Annotated in this window: 21 protein-coding genes; 6 read left to right on the forward strand and 15 right to left on the reverse strand. The window is 72.9% G+C overall.

Annotated elements, in window-relative coordinates; genetic code table 11:
• Both ACE1OC_RS39360 and ACE1OC_RS39365 read left to right on the forward strand, forming a co-directional pair.
• Nucleotides 1–594 carry an MBL fold metallo-hydrolase gene (locus ACE1OC_RS39360; RefSeq protein WP_407841828.1) on the forward strand — a complete coding sequence of 198 codons (594 nt, stop codon included), beginning with the start codon at nucleotides 1–3 and terminating at the stop codon, nucleotides 592–594.
• A 153-nt stretch (nucleotides 595–747) separates the two neighbouring features.
• Nucleotides 748–3,267 (forward strand): discoidin domain-containing protein, encoded by a 2,520-nt coding sequence (locus ACE1OC_RS39365; protein ID WP_407841071.1) that lies wholly within the window; start codon nucleotides 748–750, stop codon nucleotides 3,265–3,267.
• Between the two features lie 59 nt (nucleotides 3,268–3,326).
• Here ACE1OC_RS39365 and ACE1OC_RS39370 read toward each other — a convergent pair whose 3' ends face one another.
• The gene (locus tag ACE1OC_RS39370; RefSeq protein ID WP_407841072.1) at nucleotides 3,327–4,463 is read right to left on the reverse strand and encodes an alpha/beta hydrolase family protein; all 1,137 of its coding nucleotides are present in this window, start codon (nucleotides 4,461–4,463) and stop codon (nucleotides 3,327–3,329) included.
• A complete protein-coding gene (locus ACE1OC_RS39375; protein WP_407841073.1) occupies nucleotides 4,460–5,383 on the reverse strand; it encodes a zinc-binding dehydrogenase in 924 nt (307 codons plus the stop codon). The genes ACE1OC_RS39370 and ACE1OC_RS39375 overlap by 4 nt, the downstream gene beginning before the upstream one ends.
• A gap of 89 nt (nucleotides 5,384–5,472) precedes the next feature.
• On the opposite strand from ACE1OC_RS39375, the gene ACE1OC_RS39380 reads away from it, so the two are divergent.
• Complete coding sequence (locus tag ACE1OC_RS39380; protein WP_407841074.1) at nucleotides 5,473–6,417, forward strand: LysR family transcriptional regulator; 945 nt, start codon at nucleotides 5,473–5,475, stop codon at nucleotides 6,415–6,417.
• Here ACE1OC_RS39380 and ACE1OC_RS39385 read toward each other — a convergent pair whose 3' ends face one another.
• The 11 genes from ACE1OC_RS39385 to ACE1OC_RS39435 form a co-directional block, all read right to left on the reverse strand.
• Complete coding sequence (locus ACE1OC_RS39385; protein ID WP_407841075.1) at nucleotides 6,418–7,680, reverse strand: MFS transporter; 1,263 nt, start codon at nucleotides 7,678–7,680, stop codon at nucleotides 6,418–6,420. It abuts the gene before it with no gap.
• 211 nt (nucleotides 7,681–7,891) lie between these two features.
• The gene (locus ACE1OC_RS39390; RefSeq protein WP_407841076.1) at nucleotides 7,892–11,266 is read right to left on the reverse strand and encodes a S8 family peptidase; all 3,375 of its coding nucleotides are present in this window, start codon (nucleotides 11,264–11,266) and stop codon (nucleotides 7,892–7,894) included.
• Nucleotides 11,267–11,390: 124 nt separating this feature from the next.
• Entirely contained in the window at nucleotides 11,391–12,689 is a 1,299-nt protein-coding gene (locus tag ACE1OC_RS39395; protein WP_407841077.1) for a cytochrome P450, read from the reverse strand.
• Nucleotides 12,690–12,700: 11 nt separating this feature from the next.
• Nucleotides 12,701–13,267 (reverse strand): carboxymuconolactone decarboxylase family protein, encoded by a 567-nt coding sequence (locus ACE1OC_RS39400; protein ID WP_407841078.1) that lies wholly within the window; start codon nucleotides 13,265–13,267, stop codon nucleotides 12,701–12,703.
• Between the two features lie 5 nt (nucleotides 13,268–13,272).
• Entirely contained in the window at nucleotides 13,273–14,268 is a 996-nt protein-coding gene (locus tag ACE1OC_RS39405) for a 3-oxoacyl-ACP synthase III family protein (protein WP_407841079.1), read from the reverse strand.
• Nucleotides 14,269–14,305: 37 nt separating this feature from the next.
• Nucleotides 14,306–15,562, reverse strand: a complete 1,257-nt coding sequence (locus tag ACE1OC_RS39410; RefSeq protein WP_407841080.1) for a beta-ketoacyl-[acyl-carrier-protein] synthase family protein — start codon at nucleotides 15,560–15,562, stop codon at nucleotides 14,306–14,308.
• Nucleotides 15,559–15,807: a phosphopantetheine-binding protein gene (locus tag ACE1OC_RS39415; protein ID WP_407841081.1), complete on the reverse strand. Its 249-nt coding sequence runs from the start codon at nucleotides 15,805–15,807 to the stop codon at nucleotides 15,559–15,561. The genes ACE1OC_RS39410 and ACE1OC_RS39415 overlap by 4 nt, the downstream gene beginning before the upstream one ends.
• Before the next feature lie 196 nt (nucleotides 15,808–16,003).
• Nucleotides 16,004–17,053, reverse strand: a complete 1,050-nt coding sequence (locus ACE1OC_RS39420) for a beta-ketoacyl-ACP synthase 3 (RefSeq protein WP_407841082.1) — start codon at nucleotides 17,051–17,053, stop codon at nucleotides 16,004–16,006.
• Between the two features lie 503 nt (nucleotides 17,054–17,556).
• Nucleotides 17,557–17,880, reverse strand: a complete 324-nt coding sequence (locus ACE1OC_RS39425) for a putative quinol monooxygenase (protein ID WP_407841083.1) — start codon at nucleotides 17,878–17,880, stop codon at nucleotides 17,557–17,559.
• Nucleotides 17,881–17,911: 31 nt separating this feature from the next.
• Nucleotides 17,912–18,940, reverse strand: a complete 1,029-nt coding sequence (locus ACE1OC_RS39430; RefSeq protein WP_407841084.1) for a hypothetical protein — start codon at nucleotides 18,938–18,940, stop codon at nucleotides 17,912–17,914.
• A gap of 189 nt (nucleotides 18,941–19,129) precedes the next feature.
• Nucleotides 19,130–19,852: a TetR-like C-terminal domain-containing protein gene (locus tag ACE1OC_RS39435; RefSeq protein ID WP_407841085.1), complete on the reverse strand. Its 723-nt coding sequence runs from the start codon at nucleotides 19,850–19,852 to the stop codon at nucleotides 19,130–19,132.
• Between the two features lie 167 nt (nucleotides 19,853–20,019).
• Here ACE1OC_RS39435 and ACE1OC_RS39440 point away from each other — a divergent pair, with 167 nt between their 5' ends.
• Nucleotides 20,020–21,438, forward strand: a complete 1,419-nt coding sequence (locus ACE1OC_RS39440) for a purine-cytosine permease family protein (RefSeq protein WP_407841086.1) — start codon at nucleotides 20,020–20,022, stop codon at nucleotides 21,436–21,438.
• A gap of 35 nt (nucleotides 21,439–21,473) precedes the next feature.
• Here ACE1OC_RS39440 and ACE1OC_RS39445 read toward each other — a convergent pair whose 3' ends face one another.
• The gene (locus ACE1OC_RS39445; protein WP_407841087.1) at nucleotides 21,474–22,382 is read right to left on the reverse strand and encodes a LysR family transcriptional regulator; all 909 of its coding nucleotides are present in this window, start codon (nucleotides 22,380–22,382) and stop codon (nucleotides 21,474–21,476) included.
• A 118-nt stretch (nucleotides 22,383–22,500) separates the two neighbouring features.
• Between ACE1OC_RS39445 and ACE1OC_RS39450 the strand changes: the two genes are divergently transcribed.
• Nucleotides 22,501–23,271 (forward strand): SDR family NAD(P)-dependent oxidoreductase, encoded by a 771-nt coding sequence (locus ACE1OC_RS39450; protein ID WP_407841088.1) that lies wholly within the window; start codon nucleotides 22,501–22,503, stop codon nucleotides 23,269–23,271.
• 82 nt (nucleotides 23,272–23,353) lie between these two features.
• Nucleotides 23,354–23,560, forward strand: a complete 207-nt coding sequence (locus ACE1OC_RS39455) for a tautomerase family protein (RefSeq protein ID WP_407841089.1) — start codon at nucleotides 23,354–23,356, stop codon at nucleotides 23,558–23,560.
• A gap of 80 nt (nucleotides 23,561–23,640) precedes the next feature.
• Here ACE1OC_RS39455 and ACE1OC_RS39460 read toward each other — a convergent pair whose 3' ends face one another.
• Entirely contained in the window at nucleotides 23,641–24,291 is a 651-nt protein-coding gene (locus tag ACE1OC_RS39460; protein ID WP_407841090.1) for a helix-turn-helix transcriptional regulator, read from the reverse strand.
• Between the last annotated feature and the right edge of the window lie 23 nt (nucleotides 24,292–24,314).

Consider the following 24,314-nt stretch of genomic DNA (forward strand, 5'->3'; position numbering starts at 1 on the left):
ATCACCGACGCGCCGCTCGGCCGCAGCGCCGTCTACAAGATCCTGACCACCGGCTACGTCGGCTCCACCGGCCCCGGGGTCGCCGCCACCGTCTCCTACGTATCCGATGCCGGCCGGCACTTCATCTTCGATCCGGGCATGGTGGCGAGCCACGCGGACATCCTCGGCCCGCTCGCGGAACTGGGGCTGGGCCCCGAGGACATCACCGACGTGGTGCTCAGCCACCACCACCCGGACAACACCATGAACGTGGGCCTGTTCGGCGGGGCCCGGGTGCACGACCACAAGGTGGAGTACCAGGGCGACCAGTGGACGAACCGGGACGCCGAGGGCTACGAACTCACCCCCTCCCTGCGTCTGATCCGTACGCCGGGACACAGCCACGAGGACATCACCCTGCTGGCCGGGACCGAATCGGGTGTGGTGGCCTTCGCGGGCGACCTGTGGTGGCACGCGCAGGGCCCCGCCGACGACCCGGTGGCCCCGGACCGCGAGGTGCTGCGCGCCTCCCGGCTGCGGGTGCTCGCCGCGGCGGACCTGATCGTCCCCGGCCACGGCGGCCCGTTCGAGGCCGGCGACACCGTGCCGGTCTAGGGAGTCTGCAGTTTTGCGTCAACTCTCCTCTCATTTAGGTGAGTTGTTGTCATGCTGACCTATCTTCCATGGGGTATGCCGGTTCGCCCCATGGAGGTCAGATTGCAGTCCAGGCGCTTCCTCGCCCTACCCCGCGCACTACGCCGATCCCGTGTGCTCATCGCCTTCGGCCTCGGTGCGCTGCTGATCGGCTTCACGCCGTGGCTCGGGGTCGCGAGCCAGGCCGCGGCCGGCCGGGGCCCGGATCCCCGATCCGCGTCCGTGCCGTCCCCCGCGCCCTTCGGCGATCAGGCGGCGAAGCAGTCGCCGCACCACGGCATCGCACCGGCCAACGCCATGGAGCCGACGGCCCCCGTCCTCGACCGGACCGGATGGACGGCCGTGGCGAGCGACGAGGAGACGGTCCGCGAGAACGGCCGTGCCTCCCAGGTCCTCGACGGTGACACCGCCACCATCTGGCACAGCCGGTGGTCGGGTACCCCGGCCCCCCTCCCGCACAGCATCACCATCGACATGCACCGTACGGCGGTCGTCTCGGCGCTCGTCTACACCCCGCGCACCAACGGGGCCAACGGGCGCGTCGGTGAGTACACCCTCAGCCTCAGCGCGGACGGGGTGAGCTGGCCGGCCCCGGTCGCCGGCGGCACGCTCGCGGACGACGGGAGCGCCAAGACGCTCGGGTTCGCCCCGCAGGGGGCCCGGTTCGTCCGGCTGACGGCGCTCACCGAGGCCGGCGCTCGCGGCCCGTGGACCTCCGCCGCCGAGATCAACCTGCTCGGCGACCCCGGCACCCCGGAAGCCACCGTCGACCTGGCCCGGACCGGATGGACGGCCGTGGCGAGCGACGAGGAGACGGTCCGCGAGAACGGCCGTGCCTCCCAGGTCCTCGACGGTGACACCGGCACCATCTGGCACAGCCGGTGGTCGGGTACCCCGGCCCCCCTCCCGCACAGCATCACCATCGACATGCACCGCACGGCCGCGGTCTCCGCACTCGTCTACCACCCCCGCACGAACGGCATCAACGGCCGGGCGGGCGCGTACACCGTCACCACCAGCACCGACGGAACCGGCTTCGGCGCACCGGTGGCCGCGGGTACCTGGCGTGACGACGACACCGTCAAGACCGCCACCTTCACCCGTACCGCGAACGCCCGGTTCGTACGGCTGACCGTGACCACCGAGGCCGGCGCCCGCGGCCCGTGGACCTCCGCCGCCGAGATCCGCCTGAGCGGGCCGGCGGCCCCCGCCGTCCACGGATCCTGGGGCCGGATCACCGGCTTCCCCCTGGTCCCCGTGGCCACGGCCGTGCTCCCCGGGGACAAACTGCTGGCCTGGTCCGCCTACGCGGTGGACCGCTTCGGCGGCAGCAACGGCTACACCCAGACCGCGATCCTCGACCTGAAGACCGGCAAGGTCACCCAGCGCCGCATCGACAACACCGGGCACGACATGTTCTGCCCCGGCATAGCCATGCTGGCCGACGGCCGCGTGCTGGTCACCGGGGGCAGCAACGCGGAGAAGGCCAGCATCTACGACCCCGCCACCGACACCTGGTCGGCCACCGCTGCCATGAACATCCCCCGCGGCTACCAGGCCATGACGCTCCTCTCCACCGGCGAGGCCTTCGTCCTGGGCGGATCCTGGAGCGGGCCCGCGGGTGACAAGGCCGCCGAGGCCTGGTCGCCGGTCACCCGAACCTGGCGCGGGCTCCCGGGAGTCCCCGCCCTCCAGGCCTCCACGGCCGACCCGGCCGGGCCCTACCGCGCCGACAACCACATGTGGCTGCACGCCACTTCGGGCGGCAAGGTGCTGCAACTGGGCCCGAGCAAGCAGATGAACTGGATCTCGACCACCGGTACGGGCAGCATCACCCCGGCCGGCACCCGGGCCGACAGCGCCGACGCCATGACGGGCAACGCCGTCGCCTACGACGTCGGCAAACTGCTCACCCTGGGCGGCTCGCCCGCCTACCAGAACACCCCCGCCACGAACCGCGCCTACACCGTGAGCATCGCCGGCAGCCAGGTCGAAACCGCGCGTACGGGAGACATGGCGTACGCCAGGGCCTTCGCCAACAGCGTGGTACTGCCCGACGGCAAGGTGATCGTCTTCGGCGGACAGAGCTACCCGGTCCCCTTCAGCGACGCGACCTCGGTGATGACCCCCGAGCTGTGGGACCCCGCGACCGGTGTCTTCACCCCGCTCGCCACCATGGCCGTACCGCGCAACTACCACAGCGTGGCCAACCTGTTGCCGGACGGCAGGGTCTTCTCCGGCGGCGGGGGCCTGTGCGGCGACTGCGCCACCAACCACGCCGACGGCGCCGTCTTCACACCGCCGTACCTGCTCAAGCCGGACGGATCGGCGAAACCCCGCCCCGAGATCACGGGCAACGTCCCCACCCGAACGTCCCCGGGCACCTCCCTGACGCTCACCACCGCCACCTCCACCCCGGCGGCATCCTTCGTCCTGATGCGTGCGGCGGCCGCGACCCACTCCACCGACAACGACCAGCGACGGGTCCCCCTCGCGTCCACGGCCACGGGGACCGGCACCCACACGGTGTCCATCCCCGCCGACCCCGGCGTGGTCCTGCCGGGGAACTACATGCTCTTCGCCCTCGACGCGCAGGGAGTACCGAGCCAGGCCCGCTTCCTCACCATCTCCTGACCCCGTACGCCGCCCGCCCGGCCGGAGCCTCCACGCTCCGGCCGGGCGGGTCTTTTGCGCTACGGGGCTTTCGCGGGGGCGGTGAGGGTCGTGGTGAGCCAGTCCGTGGTGGTGGGGAGCCAGTCGGGTTGGGCGTTGCCGAGGAGGTGGTCGCCCTGGGGGATCAGGAGGCGGTCGCCGTGTGGTGCTCGGCGGGCCAGTTCGGAGCCGTTGGTGACGCCGGGGACGCGGTCCTCGCCGCCGTCCACCACCAGGAGGGGGCATGCGATGCGCGGCGCCAGGGCCGACAGGTCGACCTCCGCGGTGAACTCGCGTGCTGCGTCGGCTCCTCCGGCGCGCCGGGTGAGCAGGTCCTGCAGGGGCGGCGGCAACGCATCCCAGTCGAGCCGGTGGGGGCCGCTCACCACCGCCGCGGCTGCCACGCGCGGTTCGAGGGCCGCGGTCCGTGCGACGTAGTAGCCGCCCAAACTGAGGCCGATCAGGCCGACGCGGTCGAGGCCGAGGGCGTCGATGACCCGGCCGATCACCTGGTCGTAGTCGGCGCGGAGGGTCGTGGAGGCCGCGAGTGCCCCCTGCCCCGGGCCGTCCATGGTGAACACGGCCGAACCCCTGCGCAGCAAGGCCTCGGTGACCCGGTGGAACTCCTCCTTGCCGGAGTCGAGTCCGGGGACGACGATCACCGTGGACGGCGCGTCGGCGGGGCCGCGCAGCCAGCCGGTGAAGGCGGGGCTCTCCAGCCGTCGGGCGCCGGGCTCCAGCAGGGCCAGGGCACGGCCCATGGCGGCGTCCGCCTCCGCGGCCGCGTACGCATGGTGCGTGGAGCCGGCCGTCTGCGGAGCCAGGGTGGCGAAGTGGAACCACCGCGCCGCCGCCTGCTCGTACTCGCCCGCAGAGACCGCAGAGACCGTCGAGATCCCCGACACCGTCGAGATCCCCGACACCGTCGAGATCCCCGACACCGTCGAGATCCCCGACACCGTCGAGATCCCCGACACCGTTGATCCGGACGGCGCCGCCTGCCCTGCGCGCGCGACGTACTGCCGGGCGGTACGGATCAGCGCCTCGCTCCATGCGCCGACGGAGGCGGCCCCCTCCGTGGCGCGCAGGTACGCGTGCGGATCGAGCCCGGCCCCGGTGGCCCGGGTGAATTGGGCGGCGGCGAAGGCTGACGCGGGGCCGGTGGACTCCGTGCTCATCGTGCCGCTCCCGTCGTCAGGACGGCCTTGCCGCGGATCCGGCGCTCCCGCAGGTCCACGAGGGTCCGGGAGGTCCGTTCCCAGTCGTCGACGCGGCCGATCTCCGGATGCAGCCGCCCGCGGTCCACCAGGCGGACCAGCGTCGCCAGATCCTCTCCGTACGGGGCGCCGGCGTAGTGGAAGTGCCGGATCGAGGCGCCTTCCGGACCCGCGAAGAAGTCGAAGAAGTCGAGCGTGACCGGTGTCCGGCTCGCCTGGCCGAACCAGATCAGCGTGCCGCCGGCGGCCAGTCGGGCCAGCGCGTGCGGCAGGGCGGCGCCGCCGGTGGACTCCAGCACCAGGTCGAACGGCCCCCGGGCCTCCGTGACATCGCGTACGACGGCGGTCGCGCCCCGTTCGAGGAGCCTCTCGCCGCGCGCGGCGGTGGCGGTCACGGCGGTGACGTCCGCGCCCGAGGCGGCGGCGAGTTCGGTCACGTAGTGGCCCACCCCGCCCGCCGCACCGGTGAGCAGGACGCGCCGGCCCGCCACGCTGCCGGCCGTGCGCAGCAGCCGGAGGGCCGTGATGCCGGCCAGCGGCAGGGCCGCGGCCCGGACGGCGTCGAGGCCGTCGGGGAGTACGGCCAGGGAGTGCGTGGGCACGGCGACGTACTCCGCCCAGCCGCCCTGCGGCGGATGGCCCACGACGCGGGTGCCGATCGACGGCCCGGACCCGTCGGCGGCCGCCTGCACCACGAGCCCCGCGACGTCCTTCCCAGGAAGCAGCCCCGGCCGCGGGTCCTCCAGCAGAAAGGTCTCACCGCGGTTCGGCGCGAACGCCTCCACCCGGACCAGGGCCTCGTCCGCGGCCGGGACGGACTGGGCTACGTCGGCGAACTCCACCGGCCGCGCCGGATCGCCCGTGGGAATCAGTCTCTTCATGTGGATCATGGAAGCGGCAGCACCCGCGAACCGTCCAACAGCCCCCGGGACCAGGCGACAACCAAAGGTTGTCGCCTAAGGTGAGGGACGTGGATCTGGACCTCGCACAGGTGCGTGCCTTCGTACTGACCGCCCAGGAGCTGCACTTCGGACGCGCGGCCGCGACCCTGTCGATCTCCCAGCAGGCCCTGTCGAAGCGGATCGCCCGCCTGGAGTCCGGGCTCGGTGCCGAGTTGTTCCACCGGGGCGGCCACGGGGTACGGCTCACCGAGGCCGGCCGGCGCTTCCTGGACCCGGCCCGGCGGGCCCTGGCCGCCGCCGAACGGGCCGTGGCCGCCGTACGGGACGAACGGCGGCCGCTACGGGTCGACGTATGGGGCCACCTCTACGCACCGATGCGGACCCTGGCCCAGGTGGCGGCGCACGCTCCGGAACCGGCCATGGAACTCGGGCACGGGCGCGATCTGCCCGCGGTGGCCGCCGCGCTGCTCCGGGGGGACGTGGACGCGGCCTTCGGCCGGGTCCACCCGCCCCTGCCCGAAGGGCTGACGCACCGTCTGGTGCGGCTGGAGCCGGTGGACGTGATCCTCGGCGCGGACCATCCCCTGGCGGGAGAAGCCGCGCTCCGGCCCGGTCACCTGGCGGAAAGCGTGCTGTGGACCCCCGGAGCCCTCGACCGGCTCGACTTCCTGCACCGCTTCGCCGAGCGGTTCGGCGTCCGCGCGCACGCCGAGGGCCCGAACCTGGGGGCGGAGCACTTCCTGGCCGGCCTGTCCGGGGACGTACGCCGCTTCGCGCTGATGCCGGCCGACGTGCCGCTCCCACGGATTCCGGGCATCAGGTCCGTTCCGCTGGTGGACCCCACACCCCTCTACGCCTGGTCGCTCCTGTGGCGCGGAGACGGCGGGCGCCGCACAGGCGCCGGGCACCCCTTCCTGGACACCCTGCTGGAAGCCTTCGCCGCGGAGGCCGGGCGCGCCCGCTGGCTGGAGTACGACCCGGCCCGCGACTGGCTGCCCGGACCGGACTCCTGATCAGCCCAGCGGCTCGCGCTGCTTCTCCGGTGACGTCCGGTCGCGCCGGGGGAGCAGGAGCGGGGTGGCCATGGCCAGGAGGCCGGCGGCCGCAAGGGCGGTGCGGGGTCCGGTGAAGGCGGCCAGCAGGCCCCACAGAGCGGTCAGTGCGGCGATGGACGCCTTGCTGGTGACCGACCAGGCGGACAGGACGCGGGCGACCCGGTCGGGCGGGGTCCGGGTGAGCCGGCGGGTGGCGAACACCGGGTTGAACACGCCCATGCAGGTGATCAGTCCGAACTCGACGGCCATGACGAGGAGGAGCCCGCCGGGCCCGGAGTGGACGAAGGCCAGCCAGGGCAGCCAGCACGCCCGCAGCCATCCGGCGGTGATCATGACCCGGTGCTGCCCGAACCGCTCGACGAGCCGCGGGGCCAGCCGTGAGCCGAGCAGGCCGCCGGCGCAGGGCACGGCGAAGGCGAGCCCGTACTGCCAGGGCGAGAACCCGAGCGGGCCGAGCATGAGGACGGCGAGCAGCGGTGCGGTCGCCATGATCAGGCCGTTGAGCAGGATGGTGTTCGCGAAGAGCGGGCGCAGCTCGGAGTCGGCCAGGATGTACCGCCAGCCTGCGAACAGGTCGCGGAAGCGCAGCCGCGCCGGAGCTCCCGCGGGCGAGGCCGATGCGGCGGGGCGCGGCTCCTCGCCGCCGATCGCACGGATCCCCGCCGCCGAGAGCAGGTAGCTCACCGCGTTGCCCACCACCGTCATCACCGGCCCGAACGCGGCGATCGCGACGCCGCCGAGCGGGGGGCCGAGCATGGTGGCGGTCCAGGTGGTGGATTCGAAGCGGCCGTTCGCGACGATCAGGTCCTCCGGCCGGACGAGCGCCTTCACGCAGGCGCCGCTGGCCGCCGTGAAGGCGATGTCCGCGGCGCCGACGACGACCGCGACGACCAGGAGCTGGGTGAGACCGAGCATCCCGAGCGCGTACGCCGCGGGCACGCTCATCAGCGCCGCGAACCGGATCAGGTCCATGGTGATCATCACCGGCCGCTTGCGGCGGAACTCCACCCAGGGGCCGAGCGGCAGCGCCACCACCGCGGCGACGGCCGGTCCCGCGGCCGCCAGCGCGGACACCTCGGCCGGTCCGGCGTGCAGGGCGAGGATCGCGATCAGGGCGAAGGCGTCGAACGCGAGCCAGGTGCCGAGCGTGCTGACCGCGTACGCCGCCCAGAGCCATCCGAACTGCCGTCCCAGCGACCGCCCGGTCCTCGTGATCGGCATGATCGGCGCAGCCCTCGCTCTCTCGCGCACACGGTTCCACGAACAAGCGTACGAATCTACTCGTGTCGACCGGAGCAATCAAAGCGAGCGGCACACCCCGGGTCAAACGACGCCCCGAGCACCGCACTGCTTGGTGCCGCACACGGCCCGGAACCGGTCCGGCCCGGCACCCGCGCGATGCGGGGCCGGGCCGGAGCGGTGTACGACCGGCTCAGGGAGCGAGCAGGTAGGCGTTCGTGATCGTCTCCCGCACGGTGTTGCCGGCCTTGTCCTTCAGGTCCACCCGGAACGACACGGCCTTGGCCCCCGCCGGGTGCTGCACGGTCACCGAACGCGCCCCGTCCGCGTCCGTCGCCACCGGTAGGAGCCGCCAGGTGGCGCCCCCGTCGAAGGAGACCCTGACCGCCAGCGCGGCGACCTGTCCCTCCCCGGCGGCCACGCCGGCCAGCCGCAGCGGCACCTTCAGCGCGCCGCCCGCGGGCGCCGTTCCGCTGAGGCTCAGCTTCGGCGCGAGCCGCACCGTGGACAGCGGCAGCCCCACGGCCTCGTCCGTCGCCGGACGGGCCGAGGTGAACGTCCAGATCGCGTTCACCTTCGTGCTGGTCGAGGTGTCCTTGGGGGACCGGCTCGCCTCCTTGGTCAGCCGGTACGTCGCCTTGCCGGCCGGCACCTCGGCGCTCAGCCACTCGTTCGGCGAGGTCTCGACGATGACCCGGCCGCCGGACTCCAGCCGGGTGAAGCCGCCGGTGGTGACGGACGAGCCCGGGTGGCCGCCGCCGTCGTGGAAGAGCCCGACGTTGAAGTCCAGGTAGTCACCGATGCGCCTGGCGGCCTGCTCCCTCCCGGCCGCCAGGTTGGGGCCGACCACGCCGGTGTTGAAGTTCAGCGTGTACCGCCGGCCCGGCTGGTACGACCCGACGTCATGCGTGTAGACCATGCTCGGCTCGCCTTGGGGGTTGATCTGCGAGGCGGCCCAGGACCAGCGCACCCCGCCTTCGGTGCTGACGTACTGGGTGCTCGCCAGCGGCAGGCTCTGCTCGGTGGGGTCCTGTACTCCGGAGGTGTAGCCGCTGGAGTCCGTCGGCGTCGCGTAGATCAGCCCCTTCGCTCCGGTGACCGAGGCGCCGAAGCCGAGCTTCACCTCGGCGACGTCGGCCTTGGTGAGCTTGCGGTCGAGCCCGGTGAACCAGCTGCCCGAACGGTTGAAGGCCAGCCGGTAGTCGACGTTCTTGCCCGCTGCCCCCGGCGTCTTCCACAGACCGTTGTACTGCCCCCGCAGTGAGGAACGGGCCGGCCCCAGGTGCTGGGTGAGGATCTTCGTGAACCCGTCCGTGGCCCACATGTCGGACACCATCGCGGCCTCGTCGTAGAACCCGGCGAAGGCGCTCACCAGCTTCGCGGTGGGATCCGGCGGGGTGACGGCGAACGGCTTGGCCTTGCGGGAATCGAAGGTGACCGTGGTCGTCCCGGTGAGCTTCAGCAGCGGCTGGACGAAGAAGCCCAGGGTGGAGTCCGGGCCCCAGACGACGCCCTCCAGCAGGTAGTTGCCCTTGGGCAGCCGCTGGACGACCGTGCCGCTCGGGTCGTACGGGACCTCGAAGCGGCCCTCCATGCCGGTGCCGAGCTTGGTGACCGTGGTGTAGTACGTCGCCGGGTTGCCGCCCTTGACGTCCAGGTGCTTCAGGGTGACGTCGTAGGACTCCACCTCGCGCTCGACCACGAGACCGGTGCGCACCTGCTGCCCGTCCCCGGAGGCCAGCACGGTTCCGCCGAAGGCGCCGTCGACCGTGCCCTTGCGGGTGTCGGCGGTGACGGTGGTCGTCGCGGTCCCCCCGGCGGGGACGGTGAGCTGGGCGTCCTTCACGGTGAACATCCCGGCCGGGGCCGGTCGTCCGGACGGGTCGGTGCCCGCCGTGGTCAGCTTCAGGGTGACCGGCTTGGTCCCGTGGTTGCGGTACGTGAGGGACTTGGACACCGGCTTGTCGTCGGCGTGCGGCCAGAGCTGCGTACCGAAGGCGAGGGAACCGGGATCGGCCGTGACGACGGCCTTGCCGGCCCGGACGAGGTCGACGCGGCCCGCGCCCTGCTGGTAGGCGTTGTTCTTCGGGTTGGGCGTGGCCGAGGCGGTCAGCAGGGCCTTGATCCGGGCCCCGCTCCAGTCCGGGTGCTGCTGCTTGACCAGGGCCGCGGCGCCCGCGACGTGCGGGGTGGCCATCGAGGTGCCCGACATGCCGACGTAGCCCTCGGGGGGACCGGGGTAGGTGCCCTGCGTGGTCGCGGCGGCGGTGATCTCGACGCCCGGGGCGGTGATGTCCGGCTTGGCCAGTCCATCGGCGGTCGGACCGCGGCTGGAGAACTCCGCGAGCTGGTCCTGCTTGTCCACCGCGCCGACGGTGAGCGCCGCCGCAGCGCTGCCGGGCGTGCGCATCGTGCCGGCCTTGTCGCCCTCGTTCCCGGCGGCCACCACGAACAGCGCCTTGCCGGAGAGCTGGGCGACCGCTTCCTCCTTGGGGTCGATGCCGGGATCGTCGGCAGAGCCCACGCTCATGTTGACCACCGTCGCGCCCTGGTCCACGGCCCACTGCATACCGCTGACGATCTCGGAGTCGCTGCCGAAGCCGTCGTCGCCCAGGACCTTGCCGTCCAGGAGCTGCACATCGGGTGCCACGCCCTTGTAGAGGCCGCCCGACCGCGCGCCCGACCCGGCGATCGTGGAGGCCACGTGCGTGCCGTGCCCGTACCGGTCCTTGGAGTCGGGCGAACTGCTGAAGTTCTTCTGCAGGGTCTCGACACCCTTGAGGTCCGGGTGGGTCTCGTCGACCCCCGTGTCCAGGACCGCCACCTTGACACCCTTGCCGGTGAAGCCCGCCTTCCACATGGTGGGCGCGCCTATCTGCGGCACGCTCTTGTCCAGGGTGGCGCTCACCTTGCCGTCCAGCCACAGGTGGGCGACGGGCGGTACGGGCGCGGAACCCAGCGTCCGGGCGTCCTTCCGGCCGGTGACCGCCGTCCACAGGGCCGCGGCGTCGGCCTTCGGCGCGTTGAACGCCTCGCCCGCCACCGCGGGCAGGTCGCGGCGGTCACGGGCGACCGCCGCCAGCGTGTCGCCGCCGGCCCCGAAGGTCTTGGCCCCCGCGGCGTCGCGCCGGTAGCCGACGATCAGGGGCAGCGTGGTGCGGTGCGCGTCGTCGTACCCGTCCCTGACGAGCCCGGCGACGTCGAACAGCCGGCGGTCGAGCACCCCGTCGGCGACCAGGCGCAGGGCGTCCTGCGGAATGACGTACGTGTGCGCGCCCTCGCGGCGCACCGAGAAGGCGGTCCCCTCACGGCCAGCGCCGCGCAGCAGTTGCTCGACGCTTCCGTCGCCCTTGACGACGACCCGGTCGCCGGTGATCAGGGTCACCGTCGCCGACGGCTTCGATTCCTTCTTCGCCCGGCCCTCGGCCGCCGGACTCCCCTTGCCGTCCTGTGCGGTGGTGCCCGCGGCCAGCGCCGGTGTGACGCCGGCCGACACCGTTCCCGTTATCAGCGTGCCCGTCACCGCTGCGGCGAGCGCCGCAGATCGGGCCTTCCTCGTGAATCCCACCCGTGTTCCCCCGCGTTCGTGTGCATGCCAATGCGTGTGGTGTCGGGTATCACGCCGGACGGGCCCGTTCGGTTCTCCGTCGACGCGGGAAATGTCAACGTGCACCCGAACCCGTCCGCGCAGGTCACCAGGTGACGGGCAGCTCCCGCAATCCGTAGACGATGGCGTCCCGTTGGAACACGAGCCGCTCCTCGGGCACGGACAGCCGCAGACCGGGCAGCTTGCGCAGGACCGTTTCCAGCATGATCTGGAGCTCGACCCGCGCCAGGGTGTGGCCCAGACACTGGTGGGCGCCGTGGCCGAAGGCCACGTGGCGGCGCGCGTCCCGGGTCACGTCCAGCTCGGCGGGGCAGGGCGCGGCGCCGTCCGCCGAGCCGAAGAGCTCCGGCTGCCGGTTGGCGGTGGACAGCATGCAGATCACCCCGTCCCCGGCCCGGATCGCCGCTCCGCCGACCGTGACGTCCTCGGTGGCGGCGCGGCCCAGACCGAGGTGGATGATCGTGAGGTAGCGCAGCAGTTCCTCCACCGCCCCGGGAACCAGGGCCGGTTCGGCCCGCAGCCGGGCGGCCTGGTCGGGACGGCGCAACAGGGCCAGGACACTGAGCGCCGCCATGTTGGTGGTGCTCTCGTGGCCGGTGATCAGGAGCATGAACCCGAGCGAGGCCGTTTCCCGCGCGGTCAGGTCGGGCCGGACGGCGAGCCGGCTGAGGATGTCGTCCCCGGGATCCCGCCGCTTCCGCTCGGCCAGCCCGGCCAGGTAGCCCATCAGCTCGCGGTGCGCCTCGGCGGCCCGCCCGGGGTCGGTGGTGTTGTCGAGCAGGGTCCGGCTGAGGGACTGAAACAGCGCGTGGTCCTCGTACGGGACCCCCAGCATCAGGCAGATGACCAGCGACGGGACCGGCAGCGCGAAGTCCGCGACGAGGTCGGCGGCCCGGCGGCCGTCGGCGGTCATGGCCTCGACGGCGGTCTCGACCACCTCCTCGATGGCCGGGCGCAGTTCCCGGACCCGGCGAGACAGGAAGTCCTTGGCGACCATCCGGCGCAGCCGGGCGTGTTCCGGGTCGTCCATCCGGATGAAGCTGGGCCGAGCGGTGGCCAGTTGACGCTGTCCGGGGGACAGGAAGGGGAACCCGGGGGTGCGCGCGTCGGCGCTGAAGCGGGCGTCGGCGAGCACCGCCCGCACCTCCGGGTGGCCCGTCACGAGCCAGCAGGGGGTGCCGTCGGGCAGCTCGGCGCGGCTGACGGGCCCCTCGGCGGCGGCCTCCGTGTAGCCGGGCGGCGGGTCGTAGGGGCAGGAGCCGTACGGGGCGGGCAGGGCGAGCGGGACCGTGGCGGGGCTGCCGGCGGCAGCGACGGCGGAGCCGGAGGCGACGGTGGAGGCGTTCGGCGTGGTGGCGGCGGTGGCGATGGCGATGGCGGTCATGGTGGCGGATCTCATCCGGAGGGGGTTCGGCCGCCGTCGGGCGGGGTGTGGAGGGCGCCGAGCGTGGCGCACATGGTGGCGCACTGCCCGGCCAGGATCAGGAGTTCGACCAGCTGGTCGGGACGCAGCCCGCCCGCCAGCCGGTCCCACAGCGGCTGCGGCAGCGGCTCCCCGGCCGCGAGCGCGTCGGAGGCCTCCAGCAGGGCCAGATCGTGTGCGGACCAAGGGTGTTCGGCAAGGGGCGAGGCGGTGGCCGCCACCTCCCGGGAGTCCAGACCGGCGTCGGCGGCGACCGCACGGTGGCGGTCGAACACGAAGGAACTGCCGCGGCGGTGCGCGGTGCGCAGGACGACCAGCTCCCGCTGGCGTCCCGTCAAGGTGCCCTCGTGGGTCAGGACCCGGGCGAGGGAGAGCCAGGCCTGGGCGAGGCCGGGATGGTGGGCGAGGGTCCCGAAGAGGTTCACCCGGCCCGGTCCGTCCTTGGCGGATCCGGCCAGCAGTGCGCGCAGCGCGGGTGTCCACTGCTCGGGCGGCAGCGGGGTGATGCGTACGGGGTGCTCGGGCAATTCGGCGGTCATCGGGCTCACCACCGGCAGATGACGACGCCGGCGCTCGCGCCGCTCGCGAACCCGAACATGCCCACCAGGTCGCCCGGGTGGAGCCGGTCCGAGTTCAGGGCGGTGGCCAGTTGCAGGGGGATGGTGTTGGTCGCGACGTTGCCGTGAGCGGGGAAGGTGGACAGGATCCGCGAGGGATCCACGCCCACCCAGCCGCACGCCACCCGGGTGAAGGGCACGGACGGCTGGTGCACGCAGACGAGATCGAAGTCCTCGACGTCCACCCCGAGTTCGCGGACGGCTCCGCGCACCTTGGCCGGCATCCCGTCGAAGGAGGCCACGAGCCGGGCCGAGTCGATCTCCAGGCGGCCCATCGTGCGGTGGTTCGCGTACGGATTGGGCAGCGTCGCCGCCTGCCAGCCCCAGGAGTTGGCGAAGAAGCGGCTCCCGAGGATCCCGGGCCTCGTGCTCGCCGAGACCAGTACCGCCGATCCCATGTCTCCGGTGCTCAGGCTCGGCAGGGCCCCCAGTACCTCGTCCGGGTCGGTGACGCTCCAACGGCTCTCCCGGGTGCTGACCTCCGCGCTGGTGATCAGCACCCGCCGGTACTGTCCGGTCCGGACGAAGGCGTCGGCGACCTCCAGCGCGTTCAGCACGCCGTTGCAGGCGTTCTTCAGGTCGAACACCGGGCAGTCCAGGCCGAGTTTGGCCGCCACCACATGGGCGGTGGCCGGCTCCTCCATATCGGCGAGGATGCCGGCGTACAGCAGCAGGTCCACCTTCCGGGCGGGGGTGCCGCTCTCCTCCAGCAGACTGCGGGCGGCGTGCACCGCCAGGTCGGAGGGCTGCTCCTCGGGCGGGGCCACCGTACGCTGGGCCAGCCCGTACATGTGCTGGAGCACACCCCGGGACATCGGAATGCCGGGGCTGGCCGCCCGGAAGCGGTCCTCGACCGCGGAGACGCTCTGACGCTCCTGCGGTACGTGGACGGTGGCGTGGACGACGGCACTGTGAACGGCCAAGAGTACGGAGCCTTCTGCTGGTGGGGGACGGTGGCGGTCAGGGTGCGGTGAGGAGGAGCACCACGTTGTGCCCGCCGAAGCCGAAGGAGTTGCTGACGGCGGCGGAGACCCGCTGCTCGCGCACCGCGCCGGTCACGCAGTCGATGGCGTAGGGAGAGCCGGAGGCACAACCGGAACCGCCCGCCGCCAGGTTGGCGATCGGCGGCACCCGGGAGTCCCGGATGGCGAGTGCGGTCAGCGCCGCCTCCACTGCGCCGGCGGCACCGAGCGTGTGGCCGAGCACCCCCTTCGGGGCGGTCACGCTGGGGCCGTGCGGCAGGACGCGTGCGATGAGCGCGGCCTCGGTGCGGTCGTTGAGGGGGGTGGAGGTTCCGTGGGCGTTGACGTGGTCGACGTCGGCCGGGGACAGTCCGGCTTCGGCGAGCGCCGCCCGCAGGGCCGCCTCGGCGTGTTCCCCGCCGGGGGACGGCGCCGTCGGATGGTGTGCGTCCGAGGTGAGACCGGCCCCGGCGAGGTGCGCGTACCCGCGCCGCCCGCGGGCCGCCGCGTCCGCCGGCCGCTCCAGTACGAGCACTGCGGCTCCTTCGGCGATGACGAAGCCGTCCCGGTCCGCCGCGAACGGCCTGGAGGCCAGGTCCGGCCGGTCCACCCGCCCGGACAGGGCTCCCATCCGGGCGAATCCGGTGGTGACCACCGGGGTCACGGCGGCCTCCGAGCCGCCGGCGATCGCGATGTCGCAGGCGCCGGAGAGCAGCAGGTCCCGGGCGACGGCCAGGGCGGTGGCCCCGGAGGAACAGGCCGTCTCGGTGGCCAGGGAGGGGCCGTGGGCGCCGAGGTCCGCCGACACCTCGCCCGCGGCCATGTTGGGGATGAGCATCGGGATGAGCGAGGGCGAGACCAGCTCGGGTCCCCCCTGGTGGTGGCGCAGGGTCTGGGTCTCCAGATGGGCCGCCCCGGCCAGTCCCGAGCCGATCACCACGGCCACGCGCGCCCCGTCCCAGGAGGCGGGGTCGAGCCCCGCGTCGGCGACGGCCTCCCGGGCCGCCAGCACCGCGAGCTGCGTGAAGCGGCCCATCCGCCAGGCCTTGCGGCCGCCGATGCGTCCTTGTTCGGCGGTCATGGCGGGGATCCGGCAGGAGAAGTCGACCGGGCAGTCCTTCAGCTCGGGATCGGTGTCCGCGGTCGACCGGCCGCGGAGCACTCCGGCCCAGGTGTCCTCGCGGCCGATCCCGGCCGGGGTGATCAGCCCCAGGCCGGTGACGGCGACGGCGCGGGGGTGCGCGGAGCCCGTCACAGGGCGTCCTGCTCGGTCCGCTTGGAGTGGAGTACGGCCACGAGCTCGCTGATGGTGGTCCGCTTGGCGGCTTCGTGCTCCTCGACCTTCACACCGAGCTCCTCCTGGAGGGCGAGGGCGAGTTCGGCGAGGGCGAGCGAGTCCAGGTCGAGGCTTTCCAGGGTGGCGCCGGGCAGGACGCTCTCGGGGGAGACTTCGAACTTCTCGGTGAGCACGGTGGTCAGGACGGTCTGGACCGGGGGCATGGCGTGGTGTCCTTCCGGGACGGGTGGCGATCGGCGAGCGGGCAGGGTGAATCGGACAGGGGGAAGCGGCCAGGGTGAAGAGGGCACGGTGAAGCATCCAGGCGGCAGCAGGGCGCCGGCGCCGGAGTCGGGTCGCAGGTGAGGTGGGGGCCGGGACCTGGTGGGGGAGCCCGGTGGCGTGAAGAAGAGGTGCTGCTCAGGGCGCCGGTTCGATGCCGGGCACCGCACGGTCGAGCCGCGGCCAGAGCACGGCCGCCGACCCCCACGTGAGCCCGGCGCCGAAGGCGGTGAGCAGCACCCTTTCCCCGGCGTGCAGTTCGCCGCGCGAGGCGGCGTCGGCCAGGGCGAGCGGGATGGACGCGGCGCCGGTGTTGCCGACCCGCTCGATGTTGGTCACCCGGCGCGGACCGGGGACGGGCAGACGCTCCCCGACGGCCTTCACGATGCGGGCGTTGGCCTGGTGGGCGCAGAACCGGTCCACGTCCTCGGGCGACCAGCCCGCGTGCTTCAGTACGGTCTGCGAGGACTGGGTCATCCGGATCACCGCGTGCTGGAACACCTCGCGCCCCTGCATGCGGAAGTGCCGGTCGCCGGGGCCGTAGGCGCCCGGGGCAGACCGCTCCCGGGCTCCGCCGCCGCGCACCTCGATCAGCTCGTCGGCCGAACCGTCGCTGCCGAGGTCGAAGGCGAGGATGCTCCCCGGTTCCCCGGAGTGGCCCCGGCGGAGTACGACGGCACCCGCGCCGTCGCCGAAGACGATGCCGGCCGTGTGGTCCTCGGGGTCCAGGAGGGTCGAGTACAGGTCGGCCGCCACCAGGAGGACCCGGTCCGCACAGCCGGACAGCAGGGCGCCGGCGGCGGTGGCGAGCCCGTACAGGAAGCCGCTGCAGGCTGCGTTCACGTCCCAGGCCGCAGCGCCTCCCAGGCCCAGACGGGTGGCCAGTTGCGGGGCCATGGCCGGCATGGGCCGGTCCGGGGTGGAGGTGGCCACGAGCACGGTGTCCACCGGAGCGCCGCCCGCCACGGCCAGGGCGCGCCGCCCGGCTTCGAGGGCGAGCTCGCCGGTCGAGACGCCGGGGCCGGCCCGGCGCCGCTCGCGGATCCCGGTGCGGCGGTGCACCCAGGCGTCGTCGACGCCCCAGGCCGAGGGGAGTCCGGCATTGGCGACCACCCGGGGCGGAACGTATCCGGCGATTCCCTCCAGCACCGCCGCGGGCGGGGCGGACCGGGTGTCCGGGGACGTCAACTGGTCTTCTGAGCAAGGCAAGAGGGAGGTCACGCACGTCTCTCAGGAGGGATCTCGGGGGAGCGGCACGACTGTAGGGCGGGTCAAGATCACGGCGGGCGTGGAGGCGAAGGGGAACGAATGTGCGGGACGCCTGGTCCGGCGGCATCGCCGCAGCTCAGGGGGTGTGGAGGAAGAAACGTTACAGCCGATGGGCCATCGGGGTATCGCCCCAAAGGCTGAACCGGGTGCGGCTGTCCAGGCGTCTTGCTGACGCAGGCGTCCGGTGGGCAGGTGTCCGGCGGACGCAGGTGCCCGGTGGTCGCAGGTGTGCTGCCGCCGCAGGTGTGCTTCCGCGGCCCTCGGGTCCATCAACCGCTTCCGAGGCCCGAGGGCAACGGTGGGGAAGGGGCGCCGCTGTTGAACGTGTTGCACGCGCACCCCTCCCGGGCCGCTCCGTGGCACGCGATGCCGGGTGCGGCCCGGGGGAGGGGGGCCGGGTGTGAAGTGGCGCGGGCCTGTCGTCAGTCGACCTGGAGCTCGCCCATCCGGCTCCAGCCGGTCGCGCCCTCGATGGTGGTGCTGACGATCTCCGGCGTCCGGGTGACCAGCGGGCGCATGGTCTCCAGGGCCTTCTGGAAGTGCGCGGAGGTGACGTGCGCTTCGGCGGCGTCGTCCTGGAACGCCTCGACCAGTACGTAGGTGTCCGGCTCCTCCAGGCTGCGGGACCACTCGAACCACAGGTTGCCCGCCTCGCCACGGGTGGCCTGCGTGAACTCCGCGACCAGCTCGGGCCACTGGTCGACGTACTCGGACTTGACGGGGAATTTGACCACAATGAAGATCATTCGAGCATTGTAGGCGCGAGCCTGCCGGGGCCTACGGCGCCGCCGCCGGCGCCGGGAACGCGGTGGCGGTGAGCGCCGCCGCGAGCTCCTCCTTGCGCATCCGCTGGTCGACGTAGAGCAGGGCGACGACCAGCTGAGGGAAGCTGAACTGGAACAGCGCGCTGATGACGCCGCCGAGCAGCATGGCCGCGGCGTAGACCATGAATCCGAAGATCAGGGTGCTGAGTTCCGGGGTGGGATCGCCCGCCCCCGGCAGGGTCGGGAAGAGTCCGAACATGCCGACGAAGCCGAACGGCATCTGGATGGCGTACCCCACGGCCATCGCCACGACGTAACCGAGCAGCGAAACGCCGAACACCCTCCACCAGCCGTCGCGGACCAGGCGCGAAGAACGCCGCAGGGCCGCGACGGGGCCCAGCCCTTCGCACACCGCCGCTGCGGGCGCGAGGCTGAACCGGACCATGAGCCAGATCGAGAAGGGCACGCACAGGAGCAAGCCCAGGAAGAGCAGGCCGAAGGCGGCCGGCGGGCCGGAGCCGTCCGGGTCCGTGGACGTGATGATCAGCGGGATGCAGATCGCGTACAGCACGAGCATCGGTCCGCCCGCCATCAGTGCGGTGAGCAGTACGGTGCCGAGCACCGACGGCAGTCGTGCACAACTGCGGCGCCAGAGCGAGCCGAAGGTCACGGTGCGGCCGAGCACCGCTTCCTGGATCAATGCGGGGCACAGGGCGCTGAACATCGCGGCGCCCACCGTCATCGTGATGAGCAGCACCACGCCCGCCGGTACGAAGGACAGGAAGAAGGCCGCCACGTCCGAGCCCCGGGGATCTTCCCCCGGGGCGACATCGAAGACGGCGCAGAAGCGGTCGTGGGCGACCGCGAAGGTGACGGCGAGAGTGGCGGCAACGAGCAGGATTCCGATCCCCTGTACGACGGCCATGACGCCGATCAGGGGCTTCCAGTACCGCCGGAAGGTCCCGAAGGCCCCGCTCAGCACGTCGCCCGTGGCGAGCGGGCGCAGCGGTATGACTCCCGGCTGCGGTGCGGGAGGCGGCATCCAGCCACCTCCCCACTGCGGTGGTACGGGCTGACCCGGGTGGTGACCCCACCCAGTGTGATGCGACATCGCTGTTCCCCCTCGAATGAAGGGATACGGTAACCCGCCCGTGAAACCCCTGGTCAAGGCAGCCTGCCAAGGAGCGCAGTCAACCCCGCCGCGAAGGCCCCCGTCACGTCGCTCCGGTCCTCAGCGGGCGTCCCCGTCCAGGGGGACCACGAGTCCGATGCTTTCGGCCGCCACGGCGACGGCGTAGTCGAAGAACGCGGCCTCGTCCCGGACGCTGTCGTGGGTACGGCTGAAGACCTGGAACACCAGGAGTCCGATCAGGCTGCTCCAGAGCACGATCCCGCGCTCGATGACGTCCGAGTACGGTGCCGGGGGCAAGCCGCCGAAGGCCTCCACGGCGGCCGGCAGCAGCAGCGGCGGCCCGGGCACCGTCCGCCCGGACGGGGTGAGTTCGCCGCCCTCCAGGGCCGCGCCCACGATGCGGGCGAGGACGCCGGGCGTGCGGGAGGCGGGCAGGACGGTGTCCTGCGGGGCGTGGTAACCGGGTACGGGCGATCCGTAGAGCAGCGTGAACTCGGCGGGGTGGTCGAAGGACCACTTCCGCAGCGCACGCGTGACCGCGAGGAGCCTCGCACCCGCAGGTCCGCCGGCGGCGGCCTCGTCGGCCTGCTCCATGGCCGCGCCGGACGCGTCGTAGGCATCGATGACCAGTGCGGTCAGCAGGTCGTCCCGGTGCGGGAAGAGGGCCTGCACCTCACCGGCGGCACGACCGCAGTCCTGCGCGACCGAGTCCAGGGACAGTCCTGCGCCGCCCAGCTTCAGCAGGTGCACCCGCGCGATGTCTTTGATCGATTCTGACAGGATCGCAGCGTCGGATGTCGAATTCGTTGCGTAATCGTCCATGTCGAAACCGTACCTGTCATCGACAACTGCCTTGCGTGCGGCCTCCGTAGGGCACGGACCGAGGCCCCGGCCGACCGCGGCGCCCGAGTGCGCTGATGTCGTCGTACGCCGCCCCGCCCCGGGTGCGTGAAGATCGCAGGTGGGTACGACCGCAGACGGAGGGCTCCATGGCATCCAGGGATACGGGCACGGACACGGACCGGCCCGGTCGGATCGAGGCCCACGGCATCGACCACGTTCCCGACCGGGAACGCCACGGACGGGCCCGCGAGCTGTTCGCCGTCTGGGCGGCGGCGAACGTGAACTACCTGAGCATGGTGGTCGGCGGCGCCCTGGTCCTCATGGGCCTGAGCCTGGGTCAGGCCGTCGCGGTCATCGTGGCGGGCAGCCTGTTCTGGGCGCCGATCGGCCTGCTCGCCGTCTCGGGACCGGCCTCGGGCACGCCGAGCGAGGTGGTCGCGCGGGCGATGTACGGCATCCGCGGCAACCGGGTGAACATCGCCGTCAACGGCTGGCTGCTCTGCATCTGCTACATCGCCCTCAACCTGGCCGCCGCCGCGGTCGCCGCCTTCGTCCTCGTGGAGAAGGCGGGCATCGACGCCGACAGCGGTGTCAAGGTCGCCGTGGTGATGGTCATCGCCGCCCTCACCCTGGCCATCGGCGTCTACGGACACGCCACCATGGTGAAGCTCTACCCGCCGATCGCGATCGCCCTCACGGTCACGTTCGCCGTCGTCGCCGTCTTCGTGTGCACCCGCGCCGACCTCGGCCACCAGCCCGCGGAACCACTGACCGGCGGCGCCCTGTGGGCCACCCTCGCGGCCGGCCTCACGCTCGTCGCCTCGGGGCCGCTCTCGTACACCAACAGCGCGGACTTCTCCCGCTACCTGCCGCGAACGACCTCCCCGACTGCCGTCGCGGGCTGGACCGCGCTCGGCGGCTTCCTGCCCGGTGTCCTCCTCACCTCGCTGGGCGCCCTCGCCGCGACCGTCGTGGACATGGCCGAACCGCAGGCGGGGCTGGAGGGCATCCTGCCCTCCTGGTTCTCACCCGTGTTCCTGGCGGCGATCGTGCTCGGCACGATCGCCAACAACGCCATGACCGCCTACAGTTCCGGCCTCGCCCTCCAGGCCGCCGGCGTCCGCGTCCGCCGCTCCCTCGGAGTCCTCGTCGACGGAGCGCTCGGGGTCGCCGTGACCTTGTACGCGCTCCTCGTCTCCGACTTCCTCGACACGGTCGCCAACCTCCTCCAGCTGACCGTCGTCGTGCTCGGGCCCAGCACGGCCGTCTACGCCACCGACATCCTGCTGCGCGGCGGCCGCTACGACGGCCCCGCGCTCACCGACGAAACCCCGGGCAGCCCCTTCTGGTACACCGGGGGCGTCAACTGGGCGGGCGCACTGGCCCTGACGGCGGGCATCGCGGCCTCCGTCCTCTGCGTGGACACCCTGTACACGGGCCCCGTCGCGCGGGCGCTGGGCGGCGTGGACCTCTCCCTGCCCGCCGGGATCATCGTGTCGGCCTCCGTGTACGGGCTCCTGATGCGCCGTTCCCTCCGGGGCCGGGCCGCCGCACCGCCGGCCTGACCGCCGATCCGGCGTCCCGCCCGACCCGATCCTCCTCAGTCCACGCGCGGAGCTTCGAGGCGGCCGACGAGTTCCTCGACGAACGCCTCCAGGTGGGGCGGGCGGGCGCCGGTCCGGGTGGCGACGAACCACGTGCGGGTCAGCGGCTTCGCACCCATGCGGACCAGAGCCAGATCGTGCGAGGCCGCGTAGGGGGAGGCCACCCAGTTCGGCAGGACGGCCAGGCCCTGGCCGCCCGCCACCATCTCGATCACCAGGTCGGTCACCACCGGCATCGTGGTGATGCGGGCGGGCCGCGCCCCGGCGGGGATCGGCAGCGGCATCGACGGGATGCGCTTCTGGTCGTAGAAGTCGTAGAGGACCAGGTCCTTGCCGTCGAAGTCGCGGGCGGTCACGTGCGCGCGGGACGCCCACGGGTGCCCGGCGGGCACGACCGCCACCATCTCGTCTTCGAACAGCCTGGTCAGGGACACCCGGTCCATCTGCAAGTCCGGCTTGGTCACCAGGGCCACGTCGACCAGATCGGCGAGCAGGGCCGGGATCGGGGCGTCGTCGGCGACGGTCTCGATCCGGACCTCGATGTCCGGCTCGCGCGCCCGGAAGGCGCGCAGGACCGGCGGCAGCCACGGGAAGGTGGTGCTGCACTGCGCGGCGAACCGCACGCGCCGGTCCCGCCCGTCGCGGAGCTCCCGCAGATCGCGCGAGGCCGATTCGAGTTCGCCGAGGACGTGGCGGGCGGCGACCAGGAGCCGGCGGCCGGCGGCGTTCGGGACCAGGCGGCGGCCCTTCCGGTCGAAGAGCGGCATGCCGAGACGGGCCTCGAGCCGGGTGAGCCGCTGGCTCAGCGCCGGCTGGCTGACGTAGAGCAGCTCGGCGGCGGCGGTCAGCGAGCCGGCCTCGGCCGTGGCCTCGAGGAGCTCCAGGTCGCGCAAGTCCACATCCATAACGCTGGATTATCACATGCTCCATATTCCGTCGTGGTGTTATGGATCGAGGGCTCCTAGGTTTCTGGTGTCGGCCACCGGAACTCCCCGGTCGCCGCCCACGAAAGGGACACCCTCCATGAGCGTCACCAGCACCACCACGGCCGGCGTCACCGGCACCACGACCGCCATCGTCACCGGCTCCTCCAGCGGGATGGGCCTCGACATCGCCCGCGCCTTCCTGGCGGCCGGCGCGAACGTCGTCCTCAACGGCCGCGACCCCGACCGTCTCGCCAAGGCCGCCGCCGGACTCGGGCATCCGGAGCGCACCGCCTGCGTCGCGGGCAGCACCGCAGCCCGGGAGACCGGCGAGGCACTCGTCCGCACCGCGCTGGAGCGCTTCGGGCGGATCGACGTCCTGGTCAACAACGCCGGCACCTTCGAGCCGAAGCCCTTCGCCGACGTGACGGAGGACGAGCTCGACGGCTATCTCACGGGGAACCTCAAGGGCACCTACCTCACCACGCAGGCGGTCGTACGGGCCCTGCGCGCCCAGGGCGAGGGCGGCAGCATCGTCAACATCGGCACCGTGCTGGTGGACCACGCGCTGGCGGGCTTCCCGGCCACCGCGCCCGTGGTCAGCAAGGCCGGTGTGCACGCGCTGACGACGAGCCTCGCGGCGGAGCTCGCCGCCGACGGCATCAGCGTCAACCTGGTCGCGCCGGGCATCATCCGCACCCCCCTGCACGCGGGCGCCGACGTGGACGCCTACGGCGGCCTCGCCCTGCAGGACCGGGTCGGCGAGGTCGCCGAGATCTCCGACGCCGTGCTCTACCTCGCGGGCGCCGGGTTCGTGACCGGCCACGCCCTGCGGGTGGACGGCGGCCACGTCACCGGACGTCGCATCTGAGGCCGGCCCCCGCCTTCGCAGGGCATCCGCCCTCGCCCGCCACTGTCGCCGCCACGCCACCGCCACGAGAAGAGGAATCCCCGTGCCGTACGTCAACGTCAAGATCACCCGTGAAGGCGCCACCGCGTCGCAGAAGGCCGAGATCATCGCAGGGGTCACCGATCTGCTGGTCAAGGTCCTCGACAAGGACCCGGCCACCACGTTCGTCCTCATCGAGGAGGTCGCCCTGGAGGACTGGGGCGTCGGCGGCGTCCCGACGGAGGAGTACCGCCGTCGGAACCGCGCCTGAACCCCGGGCCTGAACCCCGCCGTCGGCCCTCGCCGTTGACCCTGCGTCCGGCCAAGGCTCCGTCCGGCCGACGGCGCCGGTCAGGCGGGGCGCAGGTCCGCCGCGCACAGGTCCGGGCCGATGAAGGGCAGGAGCCGCACCGTGGTCCCGCTGGACTCCAGCAGGCCGTCCAGGACGCCTTGATGGACGGCGCACACGACCTCGGGCCGGGACCGGGCCAGCTCCCGGTACGGGCACGCGTTCAGCAGTACCCGACGGGTGTCGGGGTCGGGCCCCGCTCCGTCCCGGGGTGCGAAGCCCATCCGGGCGGCCGCGGCGAACACCCGCTCCGCCGCGGGCCCGCTCCCGGCCATTCGGCGCCCCCAGCCGAGGCCGGCCTCACGGGACGCGCCGGGGCCGCCTCCGACCGCCTCGGCCAGGGCCTGGGCGAGCTCCCGGAAGGGGGTGTCCGCCGCTTCCTCCCGGGAATCGGGCCGGGTGGCCGCGTACCGCAGCCGAGGGCGGCCCCGGCCCGGCCCGGCCGAGGCGGTGGCGGTGACCAGGTCCGCCCCGGCCAGTGCGGCCAGATGGTGGCGGACGGTGGCGACCGAAAGCCCCGTGGCGGCGGCCATGTCATCCACGCCCAGCAGGCCGTCTGCCTCCCGCAGCAGGGACATCAGACGACGGCGCGACGGTACGGCCAGGGCGTGGTGGACACGCTGGGCATCCACATCACGGGGCATTTCGGTCATGAATCAAATATAATCGATGCCCA

The organism is Streptomyces stoeckheimensis, assembly GCF_045822005.1.
Taxonomy (GTDB): Bacteria; Actinomycetota; Actinomycetes; order Streptomycetales; family Streptomycetaceae; genus Streptomyces; species Streptomyces stoeckheimensis.